An 18,467-nucleotide genomic window follows, 5' to 3' on the forward strand; every position below is an offset into this window, starting at 1 on the left:
CGAGTGGCTCGTCGTGCGGGCTGGCGCTGCGGACTGGCGTGGCGGGCCGGCAGGGTGGGATGGCACCGCGGGTTGGCAGACGGCTGGCTCGCTCCTTCGCATGAGGGATGGGGATGCCACGGCCTGACTCATTGGTGTCGGTTCAGTGGGGTGGGGTCAGGAACTCGTGGGCGCCTCGCAGTCTCGTACGGAGCCGCCGCTGAGTGGCCGCGCAGTCCAGCCGTACGTCCAGCGGCCCCGGCAGTCCGGTGTCCGCCCGGCGGCCGGCCGGCAGGCGAGCCGGGTCGAGCCCGTCACGGCGGGCGATGAGCATGCCGAGGTCGTACCGGCTCACGGCGTCCGCGCCCGCCACGTGCCAGATGCCCGCATGCCCGCCGGCCGCCACCTCCACGAGCGCCGCCGTGAGATCGGCCACGTGGACGGGACACCGTACGTCGTCGGTGAACAGCGTCCCCTCGGCCCGCCCGGCGGCCAGCGAGTGAACCAGGGCCTCGGACGCGGACCCGCCTTCCCCGACGATCAGAGACGTCCGGGCGATCGCCGCGCCGGGCACGATGGCCCGCACCGCCGTCTCAGCCGCGGCCTTGGCGGCTCCGTACGGGCTGACCGGGTCGGGCGGGCACGTCTCGTCGTAGCGGATCGCGGCTCCGGAGAAGACGGCGTCGCTGGAGACGTGCACCAGCCGGCCGCCCGTGCGGGAGACGGCCAGGGCGACGTGCGCCGCGCCGTCCGCCGTGGCCGCCCAGTCCGCCTGCCGGGAGGCCGTGTTGACCGTCACCTCGGGCCGGAACGCGCCGACGACGGCGTCGGCGTCCGCACGCGAGCGAGCGTCCATGGGCAGCCAGGCGACCCCGGCGCGCGATCCGGGCCGGGTCATGTAGGTCGCGCCCACCTCGTGACCGGCGGCCGCGCATCGACGTACCAGCTCGCCACCGAGGAATCCGCTCCCGCCGACGATCAGAACCCTCACGAGCCGCCACACTACTGGAGAATCCCCGCCGCCAGAGGCGCGCGGCACGGCCGCGAACCACCAGGTCACGATAAGTCCGGGTACGCCGTTAATGAAAGAAGGTGATCCCTTACCCAACGGTTTCCCGCGCAGAGGTCCATACAAATGCGACATAACGCCAAAGGGGTCACCGGAGGGGGTGGCCGACGCCCGCGACGGCAGACATCGGGAGAGGCGGCGCGGACGTTCAGGGAGTGGAGGCGGCCGGAATCTCCGCGTGGGAGGGGGATCACAGTGATGCTCAGCGGCAGTGAGGGTATATTCACCCACCTCTTCATGAAATATTGCCATTTTCATGGACGGGCCACTGAATAGGCGAAAAATCTTCATCAATCGGTGCGCGCAACGGTTGTACGCCCCGAATGTCCGCGAATTCGGCGCCACAACCGGTCATCCGATTCCCGCGGATCCGGACCGTCCTGATGGGCGGTCCCGGGTGTCAGGCTGGTCGGAAGGCCCGTACGCCCCGCAACAGGCGTACCGCCGCCTCCAGTTCGCTCGCCGCCTCCAGCCCCCGCGCCGCCGCCGTCGCGAACCGGCACAGCAGATGCTCGTCCCCGTCGCCGAACCTTCGCCCGGCGACCCACAGGAACGTGTGCTCCCGCGCCACCACCGGCACGGGGGTGGCCAGGAACCCCGGCTCGCCCACCGACGTGTCAGGCGCCAGCCGGACCGTCGACGACGCCAGCGCCAGCTCCTTCAGCATGCCGGATTCGTCCAGCCAGCGCCGCATCCGCAGGGGATCGCCCGGCGGGGCGTGCACGTGGACGGAGAGCGCCTCCTGCCTCAGCGCGTCCACGCGCACGAAGCCGGAGTAGGCGGTGCCCGCCACGGCGGAGGCGGTGCGCGCCAGCCGATCCATGAGATCCGACACCTCCACGCAGGAGAACGCGGCGATGAGTTCACGCATGGAGATATCGACACGGTTGTAAGGCATCGCGGTGATCCCTCCGGGGAGGGTGGTGAGGTCGCGCGGCCCGATCGCGCGACTCTCAAGTGCGGGTGCCCCGACTATCACCCTCGACGCCGCGCTTGACCAGCCCTCAACAGGAAATCGGGATTTCTGCCGCCGCGAGGGGCGTCACGACGGGCGGATACGTGCCCACTCCACGTCGTCGGCCCACCTGCCGTCCTCCTTCATGAACAGCTCCCGGTGCACGCCCTCCCGCCGGAACCCGGTACGTTCCAGCACCGCCTGCGAGGCCGCGTTCCCCGCGTCCGTCCCTGCCACGATCCGGTGCAGGGCGGTGTTCGCGAACGCCCAGTCCACCAGCAGCCCGACCGCCCGCGTCATGAACCCCCGCCCCCGGAACTCCGGCAGCAGCGAATACCCCACCATCGCCTGCCCCAGCGCCTGGACGACCTGGGTGAGCTGCAGGTGCCCCGCGAACGCCCCCGAGGCGGCGTCCCTGACGGCCAGCTCGATCCGCTGCCCCGACAGCCACCAGTAGCCGGTGTTCCTGCACCGCCGCTCGTCGTCCTCCAGCGGGCCCGGCGGCGTCACCGAGTACGCCGCGACGCTCGGATCGGCCAGCATCCGGTGGTAGTCCCCGGCGTCCTCCACCGTCAGCGGCGTCAGCCGCACCACCCCGTCGGACAGCTCACCGCCCTCGAAGAACGGCAGGTACGTCTCCGCGACCACGACGGGATCGCCGCTGAGCCGCCCGAACATGACGAAATCGGCGAACCGCCCGTCACGCAGCCGCTTGGCGCCCCGCCTGCGCCCCTCCTCCAGGAAGCCCGCCTTGTACGCCACCCGCAGACTGGCCAGGTTCTCCACCTCGGCCTGCAGCTCCACCCGGCGCACCCCCTGGTCGAACGCCCAGTCCGTCACCGCCCGCGCCACCGTCGTGGCCACGTTCTTGCCGCGCGCCCACGGCGCCACCAGGTAGCCGATCTCCGTGACGCCCCAGTGGTCCGGTGGCCGGACGCCGACCGAGCCGATGTACTGGCCGTTCTCGGTGATCGCGAACGCCGCGCCGCCCTCCTCCCACCTGGCCGCGGCGTCCCTGAGCTGCCGGTGCGCGTCCTCCAGCGCGTACGGCGCCGGCAGCAGCGGCATGAACCTCGTGGTGACCGGATCGCCGCAGATCCGGACGATCGCCTCCGCGTCGCCCGCGACGGGGGGACGCAGGATCAGGTGGCCGGTGGAGATCACATCACGAGGGAGCATCCCCCATAGATATCGTGCGTCCGGACGTGCCCGAAAGCCCTATACCCTTGCCGACATGGGTTTCCGCAGGCATGGGCCGTTCCAGGCGGGGGATCAGGTACAACTCACCGACCCCAAGAACAAGCGCCACACGATCACGCTCAAAGAGGACGGCGTCTTCCACACCCACAAGGGCGCCATTCCGCACAGCGAGCTGATCGGGCAGCCTGAAGGCTCGGTCGTGCGCTCCTCCGGCGGGACCCAGTACCTCGCCTTCCGCCACCTGCTGCAGGACTACACGCTCGCCATGCCGCGCGGCGCGGCCGTCATCTACCCCAAGGACGCCTCGATGATCGTCGGCATGGCCGACATCTTCCCCGGCGCCCGCGTGATCGAGGCCGGCGTCGGCTCCGGCGCCCTGACCTGCTTCCTGCTGCGCGCCGTCGGCCCCGAGGGCCACGTCACCTCCTACGAACGGCGCGAGGAGTTCGCCGAGGTCGCCCGCAAGAACGTCGAGAAGTTCTACGGCAGCCCCATGGACGACAACTGGCGGCTGGTCGCCGGCGACCTGGTCGCCTCCATCGACGAGGTCGACGTCGACCGCGTCATCCTCGACATGCTCGCCCCCTGGGAGTGCGTGGACGCCGCCGCCAAGGCGCTCACCCCCGGCGGCGTGATCTGCTGTTACGTCGCCACGACCACGCAGTTGTCCAAGACCGTCGAGGTCATTCGCGATCACGGGTGTTTCACCGAGCCGCATGCGTGGGAGACCCTGGTTCGCGACTGGCACGTCGAAGGACTGGCGGTACGTCCCGATCATCGGATGATCGGCCACACCGGCTTCCTCGTCACCGCCCGCCGCATGGCCGACGGCGTGACGCCGCCGCCACGCCGTCGACGACCGAAGGGGACCACTGAGGAACTATGACAATTTGGCTACGAGGGTGCGTTGGTGCGTGACACGGGAACAGATGGCCGTGTTCATATGCTGGGAGTATTAAACGCACTATTGGGGATTATTCACCGAATACTGATTGTCACTCTACGAACACTGCCCGGCCAGGTTACGGAGGGGCCCGAGATAGGTAAGGTCCTAAGTAGTCGCCCTCGACTGGGAAGGAGGTGACGGGGCGTGGCAGCTCGCGATGATGCTGAGGCTCGAGCCGCGCAGCGCGAACGGGAGGTCGCTGATCTTTCAACACAGGTCTCCTTCCTCCAGGAGGAGATCACCGCGCTGAGGCGGAAGCTGGCCGAGTCACCCCGTCAGGCCAGGGTCCTAGAAGAGCGTCTTCATGAGGCACAGGCGAACCTCGCGGCCGTGACAGGCCAGAACGAGCGCCTGGTGGCAACACTCAAGGAGGCCAGGGACCAGATCGTCGCTCTCAAGGAGGAGGTCGACCGGCTGGCGCAGCCGCCATCCGGCTTCGGCACCTTCCTGGAGACCAGAGAAGACGGCACGATCGAGGTGTTCACCGGCGGCCGCAAACTCCGCGTGAACGTCAGCCCTGCCGTCGACGTCGACTCGCTGCGGCGTGGCCAGGAGGTCATGCTCAACGAGGCGCTCAACGTGGTCGAAGCCCTCGGCTACGAAGAGGTCGGCGAGATCGTGATGCTCAAGGAACTGCTGGACGAGGGCAAGCGGGCCCTGGTCATCTCGCACGCCGACGAGGAACGCGTCGTGCGACTGGCCGAATCGCTGGTCGGCCAGCCCATCAGGGCGGGCGACTCGCTCCTGCTCGAGCCCCGGTCCGGCTACGTCTACGAGCGCATACCCAAGTCCGAAGTCGAAGAGCTCGTCCTCGAAGAGGTTCCCGACATCTCCTACGAGGAGATCGGCGGGCTCATGCGGCAGATCGAGCAGATCAGGGACGCCATCGAGCTGCCCTACCTGCACGCCGACCTGTTCCGCGAGCACAAGCTCCGTCCCCCGAAGGGCGTGCTGCTGTACGGCCCGCCCGGCTGTGGCAAGACGCTCATCGCCAAGGCCGTCGCCAACTCCCTGGCCAAGCAGGTCGCGGAGAAGACCGGCCAGTCAGGCAAGAGCTTCTTCCTCAACATCAAGGGCCCGGAGCTGCTCAACAAGTACGTCGGCGAGACCGAGCGGCACATCCGCCTGGTCTTCCAGCGGGCCCGCGAGAAGGCCTCAGAAGGCACCCCGGTGATCGTGTTCTTCGACGAGATGGACTCGATCTTCCGTACCCGGGGCTCCGGTGTGTCCTCCGATGTGGAGAACACCATCGTCCCTCAGCTGCTGTCGGAGATCGACGGCGTCGAGGGACTGGAGAACGTCATCGTCATCGGCGCCTCCAACCGCGAGGACATGATCGACCCCGCGATCCTGCGGCCAGGCCGCCTGGACGTGAAGATCAAGATCGAGCGGCCGGATGCCGAGGCGGCCAAGGACATCTTCTCGAAGTACCTGATCGCCGACCTGCCGCTGCACCCCGATGACCTGGCGGAGCACTCCGACTCCCGCGAGTCCACCATCCACGGCATGATCCAGAGCGTCGTGGAGCGGATGTACACCGAGAGCGAGGAGAACCGCTTCCTCGAGGTGACCTACGCCAACGGCGACAAGGAAGTCCTCTACTTCAAGGACTTCAACTCCGGCGCGATGATCCAGAACATCGTCGACCGGGGCAAGAAGATGGCCATCAAGCAGTTCCTCGAGAGCGGCCAGAAGGGCCTGCGGGTGCAACACCTGCTCACGGCCTGTGTGGACGAGTTCTCCGAGAACGAGGACCTGCCCAACACCACCAACCCCGACGACTGGGCCCGCATCTCCGGCAAGAAGGGCGAACGGATTGTCTACATCCGCACGCTCGTCTCCGGCAAGCAGGGCACCGAGGCCGGCCGTTCCATCGACACCGTCGCCAACACCGGCCAATACCTGTAAGCACCAGCGAGACCCGAGGAACGGGAGGGCGGCGACGGCCCTCCCGTTCCTGATGTCCGCCAGGTGACACGCACCACGCCCCGGACACGGTGCTCGCACGCCGCGGACACCGCGACACGGCCGATACGCATGCACACCGGCCCCGATGAGGCGCACACTGAGCCTGTGACCGCGCTCAAAAGGGTAGACGTGCACGTCGAGGGCATCGTCCAAGGCGTCGGGTTCCGCCCCTTCGTCCACTCCCTCGCCAGCCGCCTCGGCCTGGCCGGGCAGGTACGCAACGACGTCGACGGCGTCCACATCGAAGTCGAAGGAGCCCACACCGAGCTCGAGGAGTTCCTCACCGCCCTCGAACGCGACGCCCCCGCCCTGTCCGAGATCGAAGCCGTCACCGTCGTCAGCGGCACACCCGCCGGCCACACCGGATTCACCATCGCCGCCAGCGACCCACGCGGACGGCCTCACGCCCTCGTCTCCGCCGACAGCGCCACCTGCGACGACTGCCTGCGCGAACTCGCCGACCCCGCCGACCGCCGCCACCGCTACCCGTTCATCAACTGCACCGACTGCGGGCCCCGCTTCACCATCGTGCGCGGCGTCCCGTACGACCGGCCCCGCACCACCATGGCCGGATTCGCCATGTGCGCGGCCTGCGCCGCCGAATACCACGACCCCGGCGACCGGCGCTTCCACGCCCAGCCCACCTGCTGCCCCGCCTGCGGGCCGCGGCTGCGGCTGCTCGACGCGCGCGGCGCCGACCTGTGCGGCGATCCCGTCTCCTGCGCCGTCCACCTGATGCGCGGCGGCCGCGTCGTCGCCGTCAAAGGCCTCGGCGGCTTCCACCTGGCCGTCCCCGCCGCCCACGAAGAGGCCGCCGCGGCGCTGCGCGGCCGCAAGCACCGCGAGGACAAACCGTTCGCCGTCATGGTGGCCGACCTCGCGCAGGCACGGCTGCTCTGCCAGGTCGACGACACCGCCGCCGGCCTGCTCACCAGCCGCGCCCGGCCCATCGTGCTGCTGCCCCGCCTGCCCGGCGCCCCCGTCGCCCCATCCGTGGCGCCCGCCAACCGCAGCCTCGGCCTCATGCTGCCCTACACGCCGCTGCACCACCTCCTGCTCGCCGAACTCGCCGAACCCATGGTCCTCACCAGCGGCAACGTCTGCGACGAACCCATCGCCCACGAGGACGCCGACGCGCTGACCAGGCTCGGCGGCATCGCCGACGCCTTCCTCATCCACGACCGCGCCATCCACGTCCGCGCCGACGACTCGGTCGTACGGCCCATCTCCGGCGAGGTGAGCGTGCTGCGCCGGGCCCGCGGGTACGCGCCCGAGCCGCTCACCCTGCGCCGGCCCGCGCCCCGGCCCGTGCTCGCCTGCGGCGCCGAGCTCAAGAGCACCTTCTGCCTGGTCAAGGAGCGGCGGGCGTTCGTCTCCCAGCACATCGGCGACCTGGAGAACCACGAGACGCTCAGGTCGTTCGCCGAGGCCGTCGACCACTTCCGCCGCCTCTTCGACCTCCGGCCCCAGATCGTCGCGCACGACCTGGACCCCGCCTACCTGTCCACCCGGTACGCCATGGAGCTGCCCGGCGTCGAACTGACCGGCGTCCAGCACCACCACGCCCACATCGCCTCCTGCCTCGCCGACAACGGCGACCCGGGACCCGTCATCGGCGTCGCCTTCGACGGGCTCGGCCACGGCCCCGACGGCACCCTCTGGGGCGGCGAGTTCCTCCGCGCCGACCTCACCTCCTTCGACCGCCTCGGTCACCTCGCCCACGTGCCCATGCCGGGCGGCGCGACCGCCGTCCGCCAGCCGTGGCGCATGGCCGCCGCCTACCTCCGCCACGACCACCCCGGCCTCGACGTCGTACGCCGCCACGCCGACCGCTGGTCCGACGTCCTGGCCGGCGGCGGGCCACTCACCTCCAGCGCCGGCCGGCTGTTCGACGCCGTCGCCGCGCTGCTCGGCGTACGCGACACCAGCACCTACGAGGGGCAGGCCGCGATCGAGCTCGAACAGCACGCCGACCCCGCCGAAACCGGCGCCTACCCCGCCTCACTCGGCCACGGCGACCTCGTCGTCGTGCAGGTCGCCGACCTGGTCCGCGCCGCCGCCGCCGACCTGGCCGCCGGAGCCGGCACACACGCGATCGCGGGCCGCTTCCACAACGGGCTCGCCGACGCCGTCGCCCGCACCTGCACCGTCCTCAGGGACACCACCGGGCTGACGGCGGTGGCGCTGTCAGGCGGGGTCTTCCAGAACGTCCTCCTGGTCGAACGGACCGTACGGCTGCTGCGGGCGGCCGGATTCCGGGTGCTCAGGCACGTACGCGTGCCGGCCAACGACGGAGGCATCAGCCTCGGCCAGGCCGCCGTCGCCGCCGCCCGCGACCGCGCCTGAGCCCGCCCGCGACCGCGCCTGAGCCCGCCCGCGACCGCGCCTGAGCCCGCCCGCGACCGCGCCTGAGCCCGCCTGAGCCCGCGCCCGCGCCTGAGCTTGCCCACCGTGATTGGGCCCGTCTGTCACCGCGCTTGAGCACGCCGCCCAGCGCGCCGGAGCCCGCCGCTCGCGCGCCTGGGCCGGCCGCTCACCGCGCCTAGCATGGCGATCATGGAGTTTCACAACGCCGCCCGCGCCCCGTACACCGCTGGGGATCGTACCCTCATCGGGGTCGAGCACGCCCGCCGGGCCCGCGCCCACTTCGCCGGCCGCCCCGGCTACCGGCCCACGCCCGTCCACACCCTTCCAGGGCTGGCCGGAACGGGGACCGTGCACGTCAAGGACGAGAGCGGGCGCATGGGGCTGGGCAGCTTCAAGGCGCTCGGCGGAGCCTACGCCGTACACCTGCTCGCAGGACAGGACGGCGGCGGCCCGCCGTTCGTGTGCGCCAGCGCCGGCAACCACGGCCTCTCCGTCGCCTCAGGCGCGCGCGAGACCGGGTCCCGCTGCGTCGTCCACCTCAGCGAGAACGTCCCCGAGGCGTTCGCCCGGCGGCTGCGCGCGTACGGCGCCGACGTGGTCCGCCAGGGCCGGGACTACGAGGAAAGCATGGCCGCGGCCCGGCGGGCCGCGCGCGAACACGGGTGGCGGCTCGTCTCCGACAGCTCATGGGACGGCTACACCGCCATCCCGCTCGACGTCATGCGCGGCTACACCGTCCTGCTGGACGAACTGGCCGACCCCGGCGCCCTGGGCGGCCCCGCCGGCGGGGGAGTGCCCACGCACGTGTTCGTGCAGGCGGGCGTCGGCGGGCTGGCGGCCGCCGCGGCCGCGTACACGCGTGACCGCTGGGGCGAGCAGCCGAAGATCGTCGTGGTCGAGCCGGAAGGCGCGCCCTGCCTGCTGGAGAGCGCCCGCGCGGGCCGGCCCGTACGCGTCCAGGGCGGCCACACCACCCTCGGCAGGCTCGACTGCGCGGAACCCTCGCTCCTCGCCCACCGCCTGCTCGGACACCTCGCCGACCTGTTCATGACGATCACCGACGACCAGGCGTCCGCCGCCGCCCGCCTCTTCGGAGAACGGCACGGCATCGCCCTGTCCGGCTGCGGCGCCGCCGGAGCCGCGGGACTGCTCGCCCTCACCCCCGACGGCCGCGACGCCCTCGGCATCGACCGGGCGTCACGCGTGGTGCTTGTGGGAACAGAGGGACCTATGGAACCGAAGTGATCGAAGTGACGTCTAAGGGCCGTGCATCAACCAAACCGGCCGAAGCATGTTCGAGGGGACGGCCGGTTGGCCGAACTCGACCTCCTGCGCTTCCTCGCCGCCCTGGCCGTCGTCGCGTTCCACTACCTGATCGCGTACGCCTCCGTGTGGGGCGACAGGCCCGCCGAGCTGTTCCCCGCACTGGCGCCCGTCGCCGGACTCGGCATCCTGGGCGTCGAGCTGTTCTTCCTCATCAGCGGGTTCGTCATCCTCATGAGCGCCTGGGGGCGCGGCATCGGGGCGTTCGCCCGGTCCAGGCTCGTCCGCCTGTACCCCGCGTACTGGCTCAGCCTCGCCGCCGTCGCCGCCCTCTACGCGCTCACCGGCGCCAAGCCGCTCGACCCAAAACTTTCACCAGGCGAGTACCTGCTGAACGCCAGCATGTTCCAGCGGCTGTTCAAGGTCACCGACGCCAGCGGCGTCTACTGGTCACTGTGGGCCGAGCTCCGCTTCTACCTGCTGATCGCCATCCTGGTGATCGTCGGCGTCACGTACGGGCGCGTGCTGGTGTTCGGCGGGATCTGGCTGGCCGCCGCCCTCGGCGTCAAGGTCGCCGCGGCGGCCGGGGTGTTCGACGACGCGCTCGTCACCGAGATCGTCATGCCCGACTACGCCCCCTACTTCGTCGCCGGCATGGCCCTGTACCTGATCCACAAACACGGCGGCGCCTGGCTGCCGTGGCTCTACGTCGCCGCCGCCTACGGCATGTCGCTGCACTCCGCGCTCGGCCGCGTGCACCGGCGCATCGACGCCGCCGGGTTCAAGAACATGCCCGTCACCGACACCAGCGTGATCGTCACCATCACCCTGATCTTCGCCGTCATGGCCCTCGTCGCGCTCGGGCTGCTCCGGCTCAAGCCGTCCAGGACGCTCACCGCGCTCGGCGGCACCACTTACCCGCTTTACCTGCTCCATAGCGTCGTCGCGGTGGCCCTCATCCCCGTGCTCACCGGCCCTCTGCCCCCGTGGCTGGTCGCCGTGACCGTGACGATCGTCTCGATCGGCCTGTCGTACCTCGTGTACTCCTTTGCCGAACGCCCTGTCCAGCGACTTCTCAAGCCACGCAGATCACCACAAAGCCCAACAGCTCCCGCCGTACAGGTGGAAAAGGCGTCGGTGCCATAACTCTGTGGCCTTGGGGCACTGTGAAGGGCATAGGCTCGGGCATATAAACGGCGGATAGGCAGATCCGGACGAACAGAGGGTGTTGCATGACGGTGCGTCGGGTGATGGGCATCGAGACCGAGTACGGCATCTCCGTACCCGGTCAGCCAGGCGCCAACGCGATGGTGACCTCCTCACAGGTCGTGAACGCCTACCTGGCCGCCTCGGCGGCCAGGGCGCGCAGAGCACGCTGGGACTTCGAGGAGGAGAACCCGCTGCGCGACGCGCGCGGCTTCGACCTGGCCAGAGAGGTCGCCGACCCCACCCAGCTCACCGATGAGGACCTCGGGCTGGCCAACGTCATCCTCACCAACGGCGCCCGGCTCTACGTCGACCACGCCCACCCCGAATACTCCGCGCCCGAGTGCACCAACCCCCGCGCCGCCGTCATCTGGGACAAGGCCGGAGAGCGGGTCATGTACGACGCGGCCACCCGCGCCTCCGCCATCCCCGCCAACGCGCCCATCCAGCTCTACAAGAACAACACCGACGCCAAGGGCGCCTCCTACGGCTGCCACGAGAACTACCTGATGCGGCGCGCCACCCCGTTCGCCGACATCGTCAGGCACCTCACGCCGTTCTTCGTCTCACGACAGGTCGTCGTCGGCGCCGGCAAGGTCGGCATCGGGCAGGACTCGCGCGGCGAAGGCTTCCAGATCAGCCAGCGCGCCGACTTCTTCGAGGTCGAGGTCGGCCTGGAGACCACGCTCAAGCGGCCCATCATCAACACGCGGGACGAGCCGCACGCCGACCCGGAGAAGTACCGGCGGCTGCACGTGATCATCGGCGACGCCAACATGTCGGAAATATCCACATATCTGAAGCTGGGCACCACCGCCCTCGTCCTCGCCATGATCGAAGAAGGCTTCCTCACTCGCGACCTCGCCGTCGAAAGCCCCGTACAAGCCCTCCGCGCCGTCTCCCATGACCCCAGCTGCCGCTACGAGATCCCCATGCGCGACGGCCGCAAGCTCACCGCCATCCAGCTCCAGATGGAATACCTCGAACAAGCCCGCAAATACGTCGAAGAGCGCGGCACCGCCCAAGACGAGATGAACAAGGACATCCTCGACCGCTGGGAATCCGTCCTCACCCGCCTCGCCGAAGACCCCATGCAACTCTCCCGCGAACTCGACTGGGTCGCCAAACTCGAACTCCTCGAGGGCTACCGCAGCCGCGACAACCTCCCCTGGTCCCACCCCCGCCTCCAACTCGTCGACCTCCAATACTCCGACATCCGCCCCGACCGCGGCCTCTACAACCGCCTCGTCGCCCGCGGACGCATGCAACGCCTCGTCACCGAAGAAGAAGTCCAGCGCGCCGTCGAACACCCACCGACCGACACCCGCGCCTACTTCCGGGGCCGCTGCCTGCGCCAATACAGCGAATCCGTCGCCGCCGCCTCCTGGGACTCCGTCATCTTCGACATCCCCGGCAGAGAATCCCTCCAGCGCGTGCCCACCTTGGAGCCACTACGCGGCACCAAGGCCCACGTCGGCGAACTCTTCGACCGCTGCCACACCGCCGCCGACCTCGTCGCGGCCCTCACCGGCGGCGACTGACCCCATCTGCGCGGCCCCCAGACGGCCCCTCAGGCCCGTCCGTACAGCGGTGGCCGAACCATGCCAAGGACCCGGCGTCAGCATGCCTGCGGTCCGGCACGCGCTTTTCGCGTCCACGGAAGTGTGACGAGGAGCACATTCGGTACGCTCGGGATGAAGCGGACATATCGCATCCCGTGTGTGCGCACGCGGATCCGGGACCGGGTAGCGCGACTATCTGGTCCTCGCGGCAAGATCGCTAGGCGATCGGCGCGAAATGTCGCCCGGTTCGGGGAAGATATGCCTAGAGGCAGTCCCCCAAGGAGGTAGGACATGGCAACCAAGGACACCGGCGGCCAGAAGCAGACCGGCCGGCGCGAGGCCGAGGTCGAGGAGACCGAGGCGGCGGCGCCCGACGTTCAGGAGCGGCAGGAGAAGCTCACTGACGATGTCGACGCAATTCTGGACGAAATCGACGAAGTTCTCGAAGAGAACGCAGAGGAATTCGTGCGCAGCTACGTCCAAAAGGGCGGAGAGTAGGGCAAAACGGACAGGCGAAAGGGGTAAATCGGGTGGAAACGCCGGACGGAGTTAAGCGGTGTCCGGACTGCGGAGAAGTTAAGGCTGTCTCTGAGTTCGGGCTCAATAAGCGCATGGCCGATGGGCTTGCGCGATACTGCAAGGCCTGCTTCCGGGTACGTTCCACTCAGAGCTATCGCAAGCGCTTGGCTCGGCAAGGGAAGGTCGTGCGTGAGCGGGTCGAGGTTCCCGATGGACACAAGTACTGCGCTCGGTGCGCGGAGATAAAGCCCAGGAGCGAGTTCGGCAGTAATCGGGCCAACAAGGATGGGGCGACCGCCTATTGCCTGCCGTGCCACAATCTCGTGGCGCGAGAGAACAAAATCAAGAGATACGGAAGTGAGCGGAACTATCTGCTCCAATACCGTTACGGCATCACCGAGGACGACTTTGAGCGCATGCTCGCCCGTCAGGGCGGGCTCTGCGCCATCTGCCGGGCGGTGCCCGGCACGTTCGCCGACCACAGTCATCAGACCGGCCAGGTCCGGGGTGTTCTCTGCTTCAACTGCAACAACGGGCTCGGTCACTTCGGCGACAACCTGGTCTTGCTGGAGTTGGCCGCCCTCTATCTGGACGGGGAGATTCTCTGGCCGGAGTTCGTCATCCTGCCGGAGCGGCGTGGCGCTGAGGTCGTGGCCCCGACGCGGGCGTATCACTTGTCGCAGCGTTATCGGTTGCGGCATGAGGATGTCGAGCGGATGGTGGCGGCGCAGCACGGGTTGTGCGTGGTGTGCTGGGACCGTCCGCCGGAGCATGTCGATCATTGTCATCGCACGGGTGATGTGCGGTATGCCCTGTGTTTGCCGTGTAATACGGGGATCGGGCAGTTCAGGGATGATCCTTGGGTGGTGTGGCGGGCGCTGGCGTATGTCGAGGCGACCGTTGAGGAGTTCGAGGAGGTGGAGGTTTCGGAGGAGGAGTTGCGGGAGTTGATCCGGGCTGAGGAGGAGCTTCGTTCGGACTTCTACTCCAGGGTGACCAGGGTCGGCTGATCGTTTTCTGGCGGGGTGTATTCGACGGCGACGCCCAGGAGGCGGATGGGGCGGTTGAGGTCGAAGCGGTGGAGGATGGTGACGGCGGCCTGGGCGATGGTGTCCGGGTCGGTGGTGGTGGCGGGGAGCTTGGACTGGCGGGTCCTGGTGAGGAACGGGGTGAAGCGGACCTTGACGGTGACGCGGGTCACTTGGCGGCCGGCTTCGCCGGCGTCGTGGGCGACCTGGCGGGCGAGGGCGGCGACGTGGTGGGTGATGTCGGCGGGGTCTGTCAGGTCGTGGGGGAAGGTGGTTTCGCGGCTGTGGCCGCGGGCGATCCAGGGTGTGGTGACGATTTCGGCTTCGCCTTTGCCGAGTGCGAGGTAGCGGTACCAGGGGCCGTTGGTGGGTCCGAAGTGGGCGGCGAGGTGGCGGGGGTCGGCGGCGGCGAGTTGGGCGACGGTGTGCAGGCCGAGGTCGGCGAGTTTTTTGGAGGTTCTGGCGCCGATGCCCCAGAGGGCCTGGGTGGGGCGGTGGTTCATGGTCTCGGCCCAGTTGTCGCTGGTGAGGCGGTGGATTCCGGCGGGTTTGGCGAAGCCGGAGGCGAGTTTGGCCTGGTGTTTGTTGTCGCCGATGCCGACGGAGCAGGTGAGGCCGGTGTGGTTGTGGACGGCGTGCTGGAGGTCGGCGGCGAGGGTTTCTGGGTCGTCGGTGGTGGCGCCGAGGAAGGCTTCGTCCCAGCCCCAGATTTCGACGCGGACGGGGAAGGTGTGGAGGATGTTCATGACGCGTTCTGAGGCGGCTTCGTAGGCGGGTGGGTCGCTGGGCAGGAAGATCGCGTCGGGGCAGCGTCTGAGTGCGGTGCGCAGGGGCATGCCGGAGTGGATGCCGTGTTCGCGGGCTTCGTAGGTGGCGGTGGCGGCGACGGTGCGGGGTTGGGTGGGGTCTCCTGAGCCGCCGACGACGACGGGTTTGCCGCGGAGCTCGGGGTGGCGGAGGAGTTCGACGGCGGCGATGAACTGGTCGAGGTCGAGGTGCAGGATCCAGTCCTTGGTGGACATGGTGCCCAGTATGCCTAGGTGAGGGTGTCGTCGCGGTAGATCAGGTGCGGGACGGCACGGTGGAGGCGGGGTGCTGGTGGGGAGGTTGTTCGTCTCCGGGTGACGAGCTGGATGAGGGGTGTCATCGCTTGATCCCTCCGTGGAAGCGGAAGCCGTAGCGTTGTGACACGAACAGGTACATCACGACCACCGGTAGTGAGTAGAGCAGGGAGAAGGTGGAGATGAGGTCGAGCTTGGGGGAGCCGCCTTCGGTGTAGAGGGTGTAGAGGATGACGGAGCCGGGGGCTTTTTCCGGGTCGCGCAGCAGGATGAACTGGAAGAGGAATCCGCCCCACACGCCGGCCAGTGCCCACACGGCGATGGTGGCCAGGCCGGGCCGCACGAGGGGGATGACGATGTGGCGCAGGATCTGCAGGGGTGAGGCGCCGAAGACGCGGGCGGACTCCTCGTACGAGGTGGGCGTCTCGTCCATGAAGTCCTTGAGGATGAAGATGGCGGCGGGCAGGAGGCCGCCGGAGACGACGAGGATGACGCCGAGGTGGGTGTCGATGAGGCCGAGCCGGGTGGCCAGCTCGAAGATCGGCACCATGGCGGCGGTGCCGGTGACCACGGAGGACAGCAGCAGGAGCAGGTAGAGCAGGACGTCGCGGCCGGGTACGCGGACCCGGGACAGGGCGTAGGCGGCGAGGGCGGCGAGGAGGACGACGAGCGCGGCGGCGCCGCCTCCCTGGATGAGGGAGTTGCGGATGGAGGTGAGCGCGTACGGGTTGTCGAGGATGGCGTGGAAGTTGCCGAGTGTGAACTCGGGGATGGATGTGGTGATCGTGGGGGTGTCGTCGAAGGGGGCGCTGGCGAGCCAGAGCATGGGGAGGGTGAAGAAGGCGAGGACGACGGCGATGAAGACGGTCGCGGCGAGTCTGCCGAGGGTGTGGCGGATCATGCGGGTGGTCCTCCGGCGGCCGCGACCTCCTGGTGGCGTCGCTGTCCGCGCAGCAGTCGCAGGTACGCCAGTGCGAAGAGGAGGTTGATCAGCAGGATGAGGAAGGAGATGGCGGCGCCGACGCCGAGTTGGCCGTCTCTGAGGGCGACGCGGTAGACGTACACGGGCAGGATCTCCGATCGGCCTTCGGGGCCGCCGCCGGTGAGGACGAACGGCGTGAAGTCGTTGAACGTCCAGAGGCTGATCAGCAGCAGGTTCGTCAGGATGTGGCGGCGGATGCGGGGGAAGACGACGTCGCGTAGTTGCTGTGGCACGTTGGCGCCGGCCAGGCGGGCGGTCTCGAGGTGGGAGGGTGGCACGTTCTCCAGGGCCGCCGAGTAGAGCATCATGGAGAACGCGGTGCCGCGCCACACGTTGAAGACGATGATCGACAGCAGCGGGTGGTCGAGCAGCCAGGCGAAGCCGGGGGTGTGCAGCAGTGCGTTGAGTGTGCCGTCGTCGCGGTCGAGCAGGGCGAACCACAGGAACCCGACGACGGCGCTCGGCAGGATCCAGGACAGTAGGACGACGCCTTCGACGAGGCGGCGCACGGGGCTGGTGCGGGTGCGCAGGGTCCAGGCGAGGGCGAAGCCGAGTCCGGCCTGGCCGATGACGGCGGAGCCGCCGACGTACATGAGGGTGAGCCACAGGGAGCTGAGGAAGCGGGGGTCTTCGAGGGCGCTGGTGTAGTTGCCGAGGCCGACGTTCCGCGGGTCCGCGGCGGACAGGCCGGTCAGGCGGTAGTCGGTGAGCCCGAGGTAGACGGTCCACAGCGCGGGGAAGATCAGGAAGACGGCGATGAGGACGAGGGCGGGCAGGACGAACGCGATCGCCCTGCCTCTGCCGAGTCCGGCGGCGTCAGCCGCCGATGTTGGCCGCGCCACCGGCCAGTCCCTCCAGTTCGGCCTGGTAGGCGGCGGCCGCCTCGGCGGCGCTCGCGCCGCTGACGATGGCGGCGGTGGCCTCCTGCAGCGCGGTGGACACCTGCGGGTAGACGGCCAGTCCCGGGCGGTAGGCGGTGATCGGCAGCACTTCGTCGGCGATGTACTTGAGCATGGGGTCGGCGGTGAGGACCTCGTCGTTGACGTCGGTGCGGGCGCTGATCCGCGCTTGTCCTGCGAGCTGCGACTTGGTGGCCGCCGCCGAGTGCATGTGGGCGAGCAGGTCCCAGGCGAGTCCGGGGTTCTTGGAGAACGGGTTGAGTACGCGTACGGCGCCGCCTGACATGCTGACGAAGTCCTGGCCGCGGATGCCGCCGCCGGGTTGCCTGGCGGGGATCTTGGCGTAGCCGACGACCTGGTCGCGGTCCTTCATGGGGGCGACGCCGGCGGTGGGTTCGACGACGGAGCGCCAGAAGTAGTCGCTTTCGGCGAGGATGCCGATCTCGCCCTCCGCGAACTGGGCGAACGATTTGTCGCGGCCCTTGGCCTCCTGCTGCAGCCTGGGGTCGCCGAGGCCGCTGCCGTAGATCTGCTGGTAGAAGGTGAGGGCGTTGGTCATGGCGGGGGAGGCGCCGGTCCATTTGCCTGCGGCGTAGATCTCGGATCCGGCGCCGGCGAGCAGTGGGAGGATGCCCTGCATGGTGGTGGCCTCGCCCATGGTGGTGCCGGCGTTGATCTGGATGGGTACGGGCACGCCGGCGGTCTTGAGCCTGGTGCCGGCGTCGATGATCTGCTGCCAGCTCGCCGGTTGCCAGGTCTCGGGCAGCCCGGCCTTCTTGAACAGGGTTTTGTTGTAGAACAGGACGCGGCCGTCGGTGCCCTGGGGCAGGCCGTACTTCTTGCCGTCGAAGATGCCGAGTCCCTGCACGGCCTGCGGGATCTGCGCCCAGCCCTCCCACTGGTCGACGGTGGCGCCGCCGACCTCGGTGAGCGGTTTGATGTAGCCGGCCTGGGCGAACTCGCCGACCCAGATGCCGTCGAGGTCGATGACGTCGGCGCCGGTCCTCGACTTGAGGTCGAGCGCGATCTTCGTCTTGTACTGCTCGTCGTCGACGCCGCTGGGCCGGAACACCACTTCGACGCCGGGGTGGGTCCTCTCGAACTCGGGGATCACCCACTGGTTGATCCAGTCGGCCGACTCGGAGTTCTTGCCGCCGGAGATCGAGTTGGCCGCGATGGTGAGGGTGACGCCGCCCTCTTCGGACTGCGTACCGGTGCCGCAGGAGGTGAGGGCGAGAACGGTGATGGCTCCGATCAGCGCAGGCCGGCTGGGGAGTCTCATGTCGGCCTCCTGTTCAGGACGTGCAGACATACCGACAATCGCATGGGGCATGGCGGCCGTAAAGAAACGATCCGGCCACGGCAGGCCGTGGTGCTGCCGTGCCTTGCCGGCTCCGGCGGAAGCGGCGGTTTCGGCGCTTGAGCCTGGGGGTTTCGTGGCGGTGTCCGGAGTGGTGTGAGGG

At 69.1% G+C, this 18,467-nt stretch carries 15 protein-coding genes; 8 read left to right on the top strand and 7 right to left on the bottom strand.

The genetic code is table 11. The features are described from left to right. Positions 1-142: 142 nt before the first annotated feature. The 3 genes from ITP53_RS43295 to ITP53_RS43305 all read right to left on the bottom strand — a co-directional run bounded on the left by ITP53_RS43295 (position 143) and on the right by ITP53_RS43305 (position 3,182). Positions 143-970 carry an SDR family oxidoreductase gene (locus ITP53_RS43295; protein ID WP_328817648.1) on the bottom strand — a complete coding sequence of 276 codons (828 nt, stop codon included), beginning with the start codon at positions 968-970 and terminating at the stop codon, positions 143-145. Positions 971-1,448: 478 nt separating this feature from the next. Beyond that, positions 1,449-1,919, bottom strand: a complete 471-nt coding sequence (locus ITP53_RS43300; RefSeq protein ID WP_195901288.1) for a hypothetical protein — start codon at positions 1,917-1,919, stop codon at positions 1,449-1,451. Between the two features lie 171 nt (positions 1,920-2,090). After that, on the bottom strand, positions 2,091-3,182 hold the full coding sequence (locus tag ITP53_RS43305) for a GNAT family N-acetyltransferase (RefSeq protein WP_195901289.1): 1,092 nt from the start codon (positions 3,180-3,182) through the stop codon (positions 2,091-2,093). Positions 3,183-3,237: 55 nt separating this feature from the next. Between ITP53_RS43305 and ITP53_RS43310 the strand changes: the two genes are divergently transcribed. From ITP53_RS43310 to ITP53_RS59765, 8 genes are all read left to right on the top strand, one after another. After that, positions 3,238-4,089, top strand: a complete 852-nt coding sequence (locus ITP53_RS43310; protein WP_195901290.1) for a tRNA (adenine-N1)-methyltransferase — start codon at positions 3,238-3,240, stop codon at positions 4,087-4,089. A 204-nt stretch (positions 4,090-4,293) separates the two neighbouring features. Beyond that, positions 4,294-6,057 carry a proteasome ATPase gene (gene arc / locus ITP53_RS43315; protein WP_195901291.1) on the top strand — a complete coding sequence of 588 codons (1,764 nt, stop codon included), beginning with the start codon at positions 4,294-4,296 and terminating at the stop codon, positions 6,055-6,057. 165 nt (positions 6,058-6,222) lie between these two features. After that, on the top strand, positions 6,223-8,463 hold the full coding sequence (hypF, locus tag ITP53_RS43320) for a carbamoyltransferase HypF (protein ID WP_328817652.1): 2,241 nt from the start codon (positions 6,223-6,225) through the stop codon (positions 8,461-8,463). 210 nt (positions 8,464-8,673) lie between these two features. Then, a complete protein-coding gene (locus ITP53_RS43325) occupies positions 8,674-9,729 on the top strand; it encodes a pyridoxal-phosphate dependent enzyme (protein WP_195901293.1) in 1,056 nt (351 codons plus the stop codon). 66 nt (positions 9,730-9,795) lie between these two features. After that, positions 9,796-10,893, top strand: a complete 1,098-nt coding sequence (locus ITP53_RS43330; protein ID WP_207757247.1) for an acyltransferase family protein — start codon at positions 9,796-9,798, stop codon at positions 10,891-10,893. A gap of 86 nt (positions 10,894-10,979) precedes the next feature. Further along, a complete protein-coding gene (dop, locus tag ITP53_RS43335) occupies positions 10,980-12,494 on the top strand; it encodes a depupylase/deamidase Dop (protein WP_207757248.1) in 1,515 nt (504 codons plus the stop codon). 312 nt (positions 12,495-12,806) lie between these two features. After that, positions 12,807-13,013: a ubiquitin-like protein Pup gene (locus ITP53_RS43340; RefSeq protein WP_195901295.1), complete on the top strand. Its 207-nt coding sequence runs from the start codon at positions 12,807-12,809 to the stop codon at positions 13,011-13,013. 206 nt (positions 13,014-13,219) lie between these two features. After that, the gene (locus tag ITP53_RS59765; RefSeq protein ID WP_195901296.1) at positions 13,220-14,044 is read left to right on the top strand and encodes an endonuclease domain-containing protein; all 825 of its coding nucleotides are present in this window, start codon (positions 13,220-13,222) and stop codon (positions 14,042-14,044) included. On the opposite strand, the gene ITP53_RS43350 is transcribed toward ITP53_RS59765, so the two are convergent. The 4 genes from ITP53_RS43350 to ITP53_RS43365 form a co-directional block, all read right to left on the bottom strand. Further along, a complete protein-coding gene (locus tag ITP53_RS43350) occupies positions 14,017-15,084 on the bottom strand; it encodes a DNA polymerase IV (protein ID WP_195901297.1) in 1,068 nt (355 codons plus the stop codon). The genes ITP53_RS59765 and ITP53_RS43350 overlap by 28 nt on opposite strands. Before the next feature lie 121 nt (positions 15,085-15,205). Next, the gene (locus ITP53_RS43355; protein ID WP_195901298.1) at positions 15,206-16,024 is read right to left on the bottom strand and encodes a carbohydrate ABC transporter permease; all 819 of its coding nucleotides are present in this window, start codon (positions 16,022-16,024) and stop codon (positions 15,206-15,208) included. Continuing rightward, positions 16,021-16,947: a carbohydrate ABC transporter permease gene (locus tag ITP53_RS43360; protein WP_195901299.1), complete on the bottom strand. Its 927-nt coding sequence runs from the start codon at positions 16,945-16,947 to the stop codon at positions 16,021-16,023. Before ITP53_RS43360 ends, ITP53_RS43355 begins: the two co-directional genes overlap by 4 nt. Then, a complete protein-coding gene (locus tag ITP53_RS43365) occupies positions 16,922-18,286 on the bottom strand; it encodes an extracellular solute-binding protein (protein WP_195901300.1) in 1,365 nt (454 codons plus the stop codon). Before ITP53_RS43365 ends, ITP53_RS43360 begins: the two co-directional genes overlap by 26 nt. Positions 18,287-18,467: the final 181 nt, after the last annotated feature.

This window comes from Nonomuraea cypriaca, assembly GCF_015645445.1.
In the GTDB taxonomy this organism is placed as follows: domain Bacteria; phylum Actinomycetota; class Actinomycetes; order Streptosporangiales; family Streptosporangiaceae; genus Nonomuraea; species Nonomuraea cypriaca.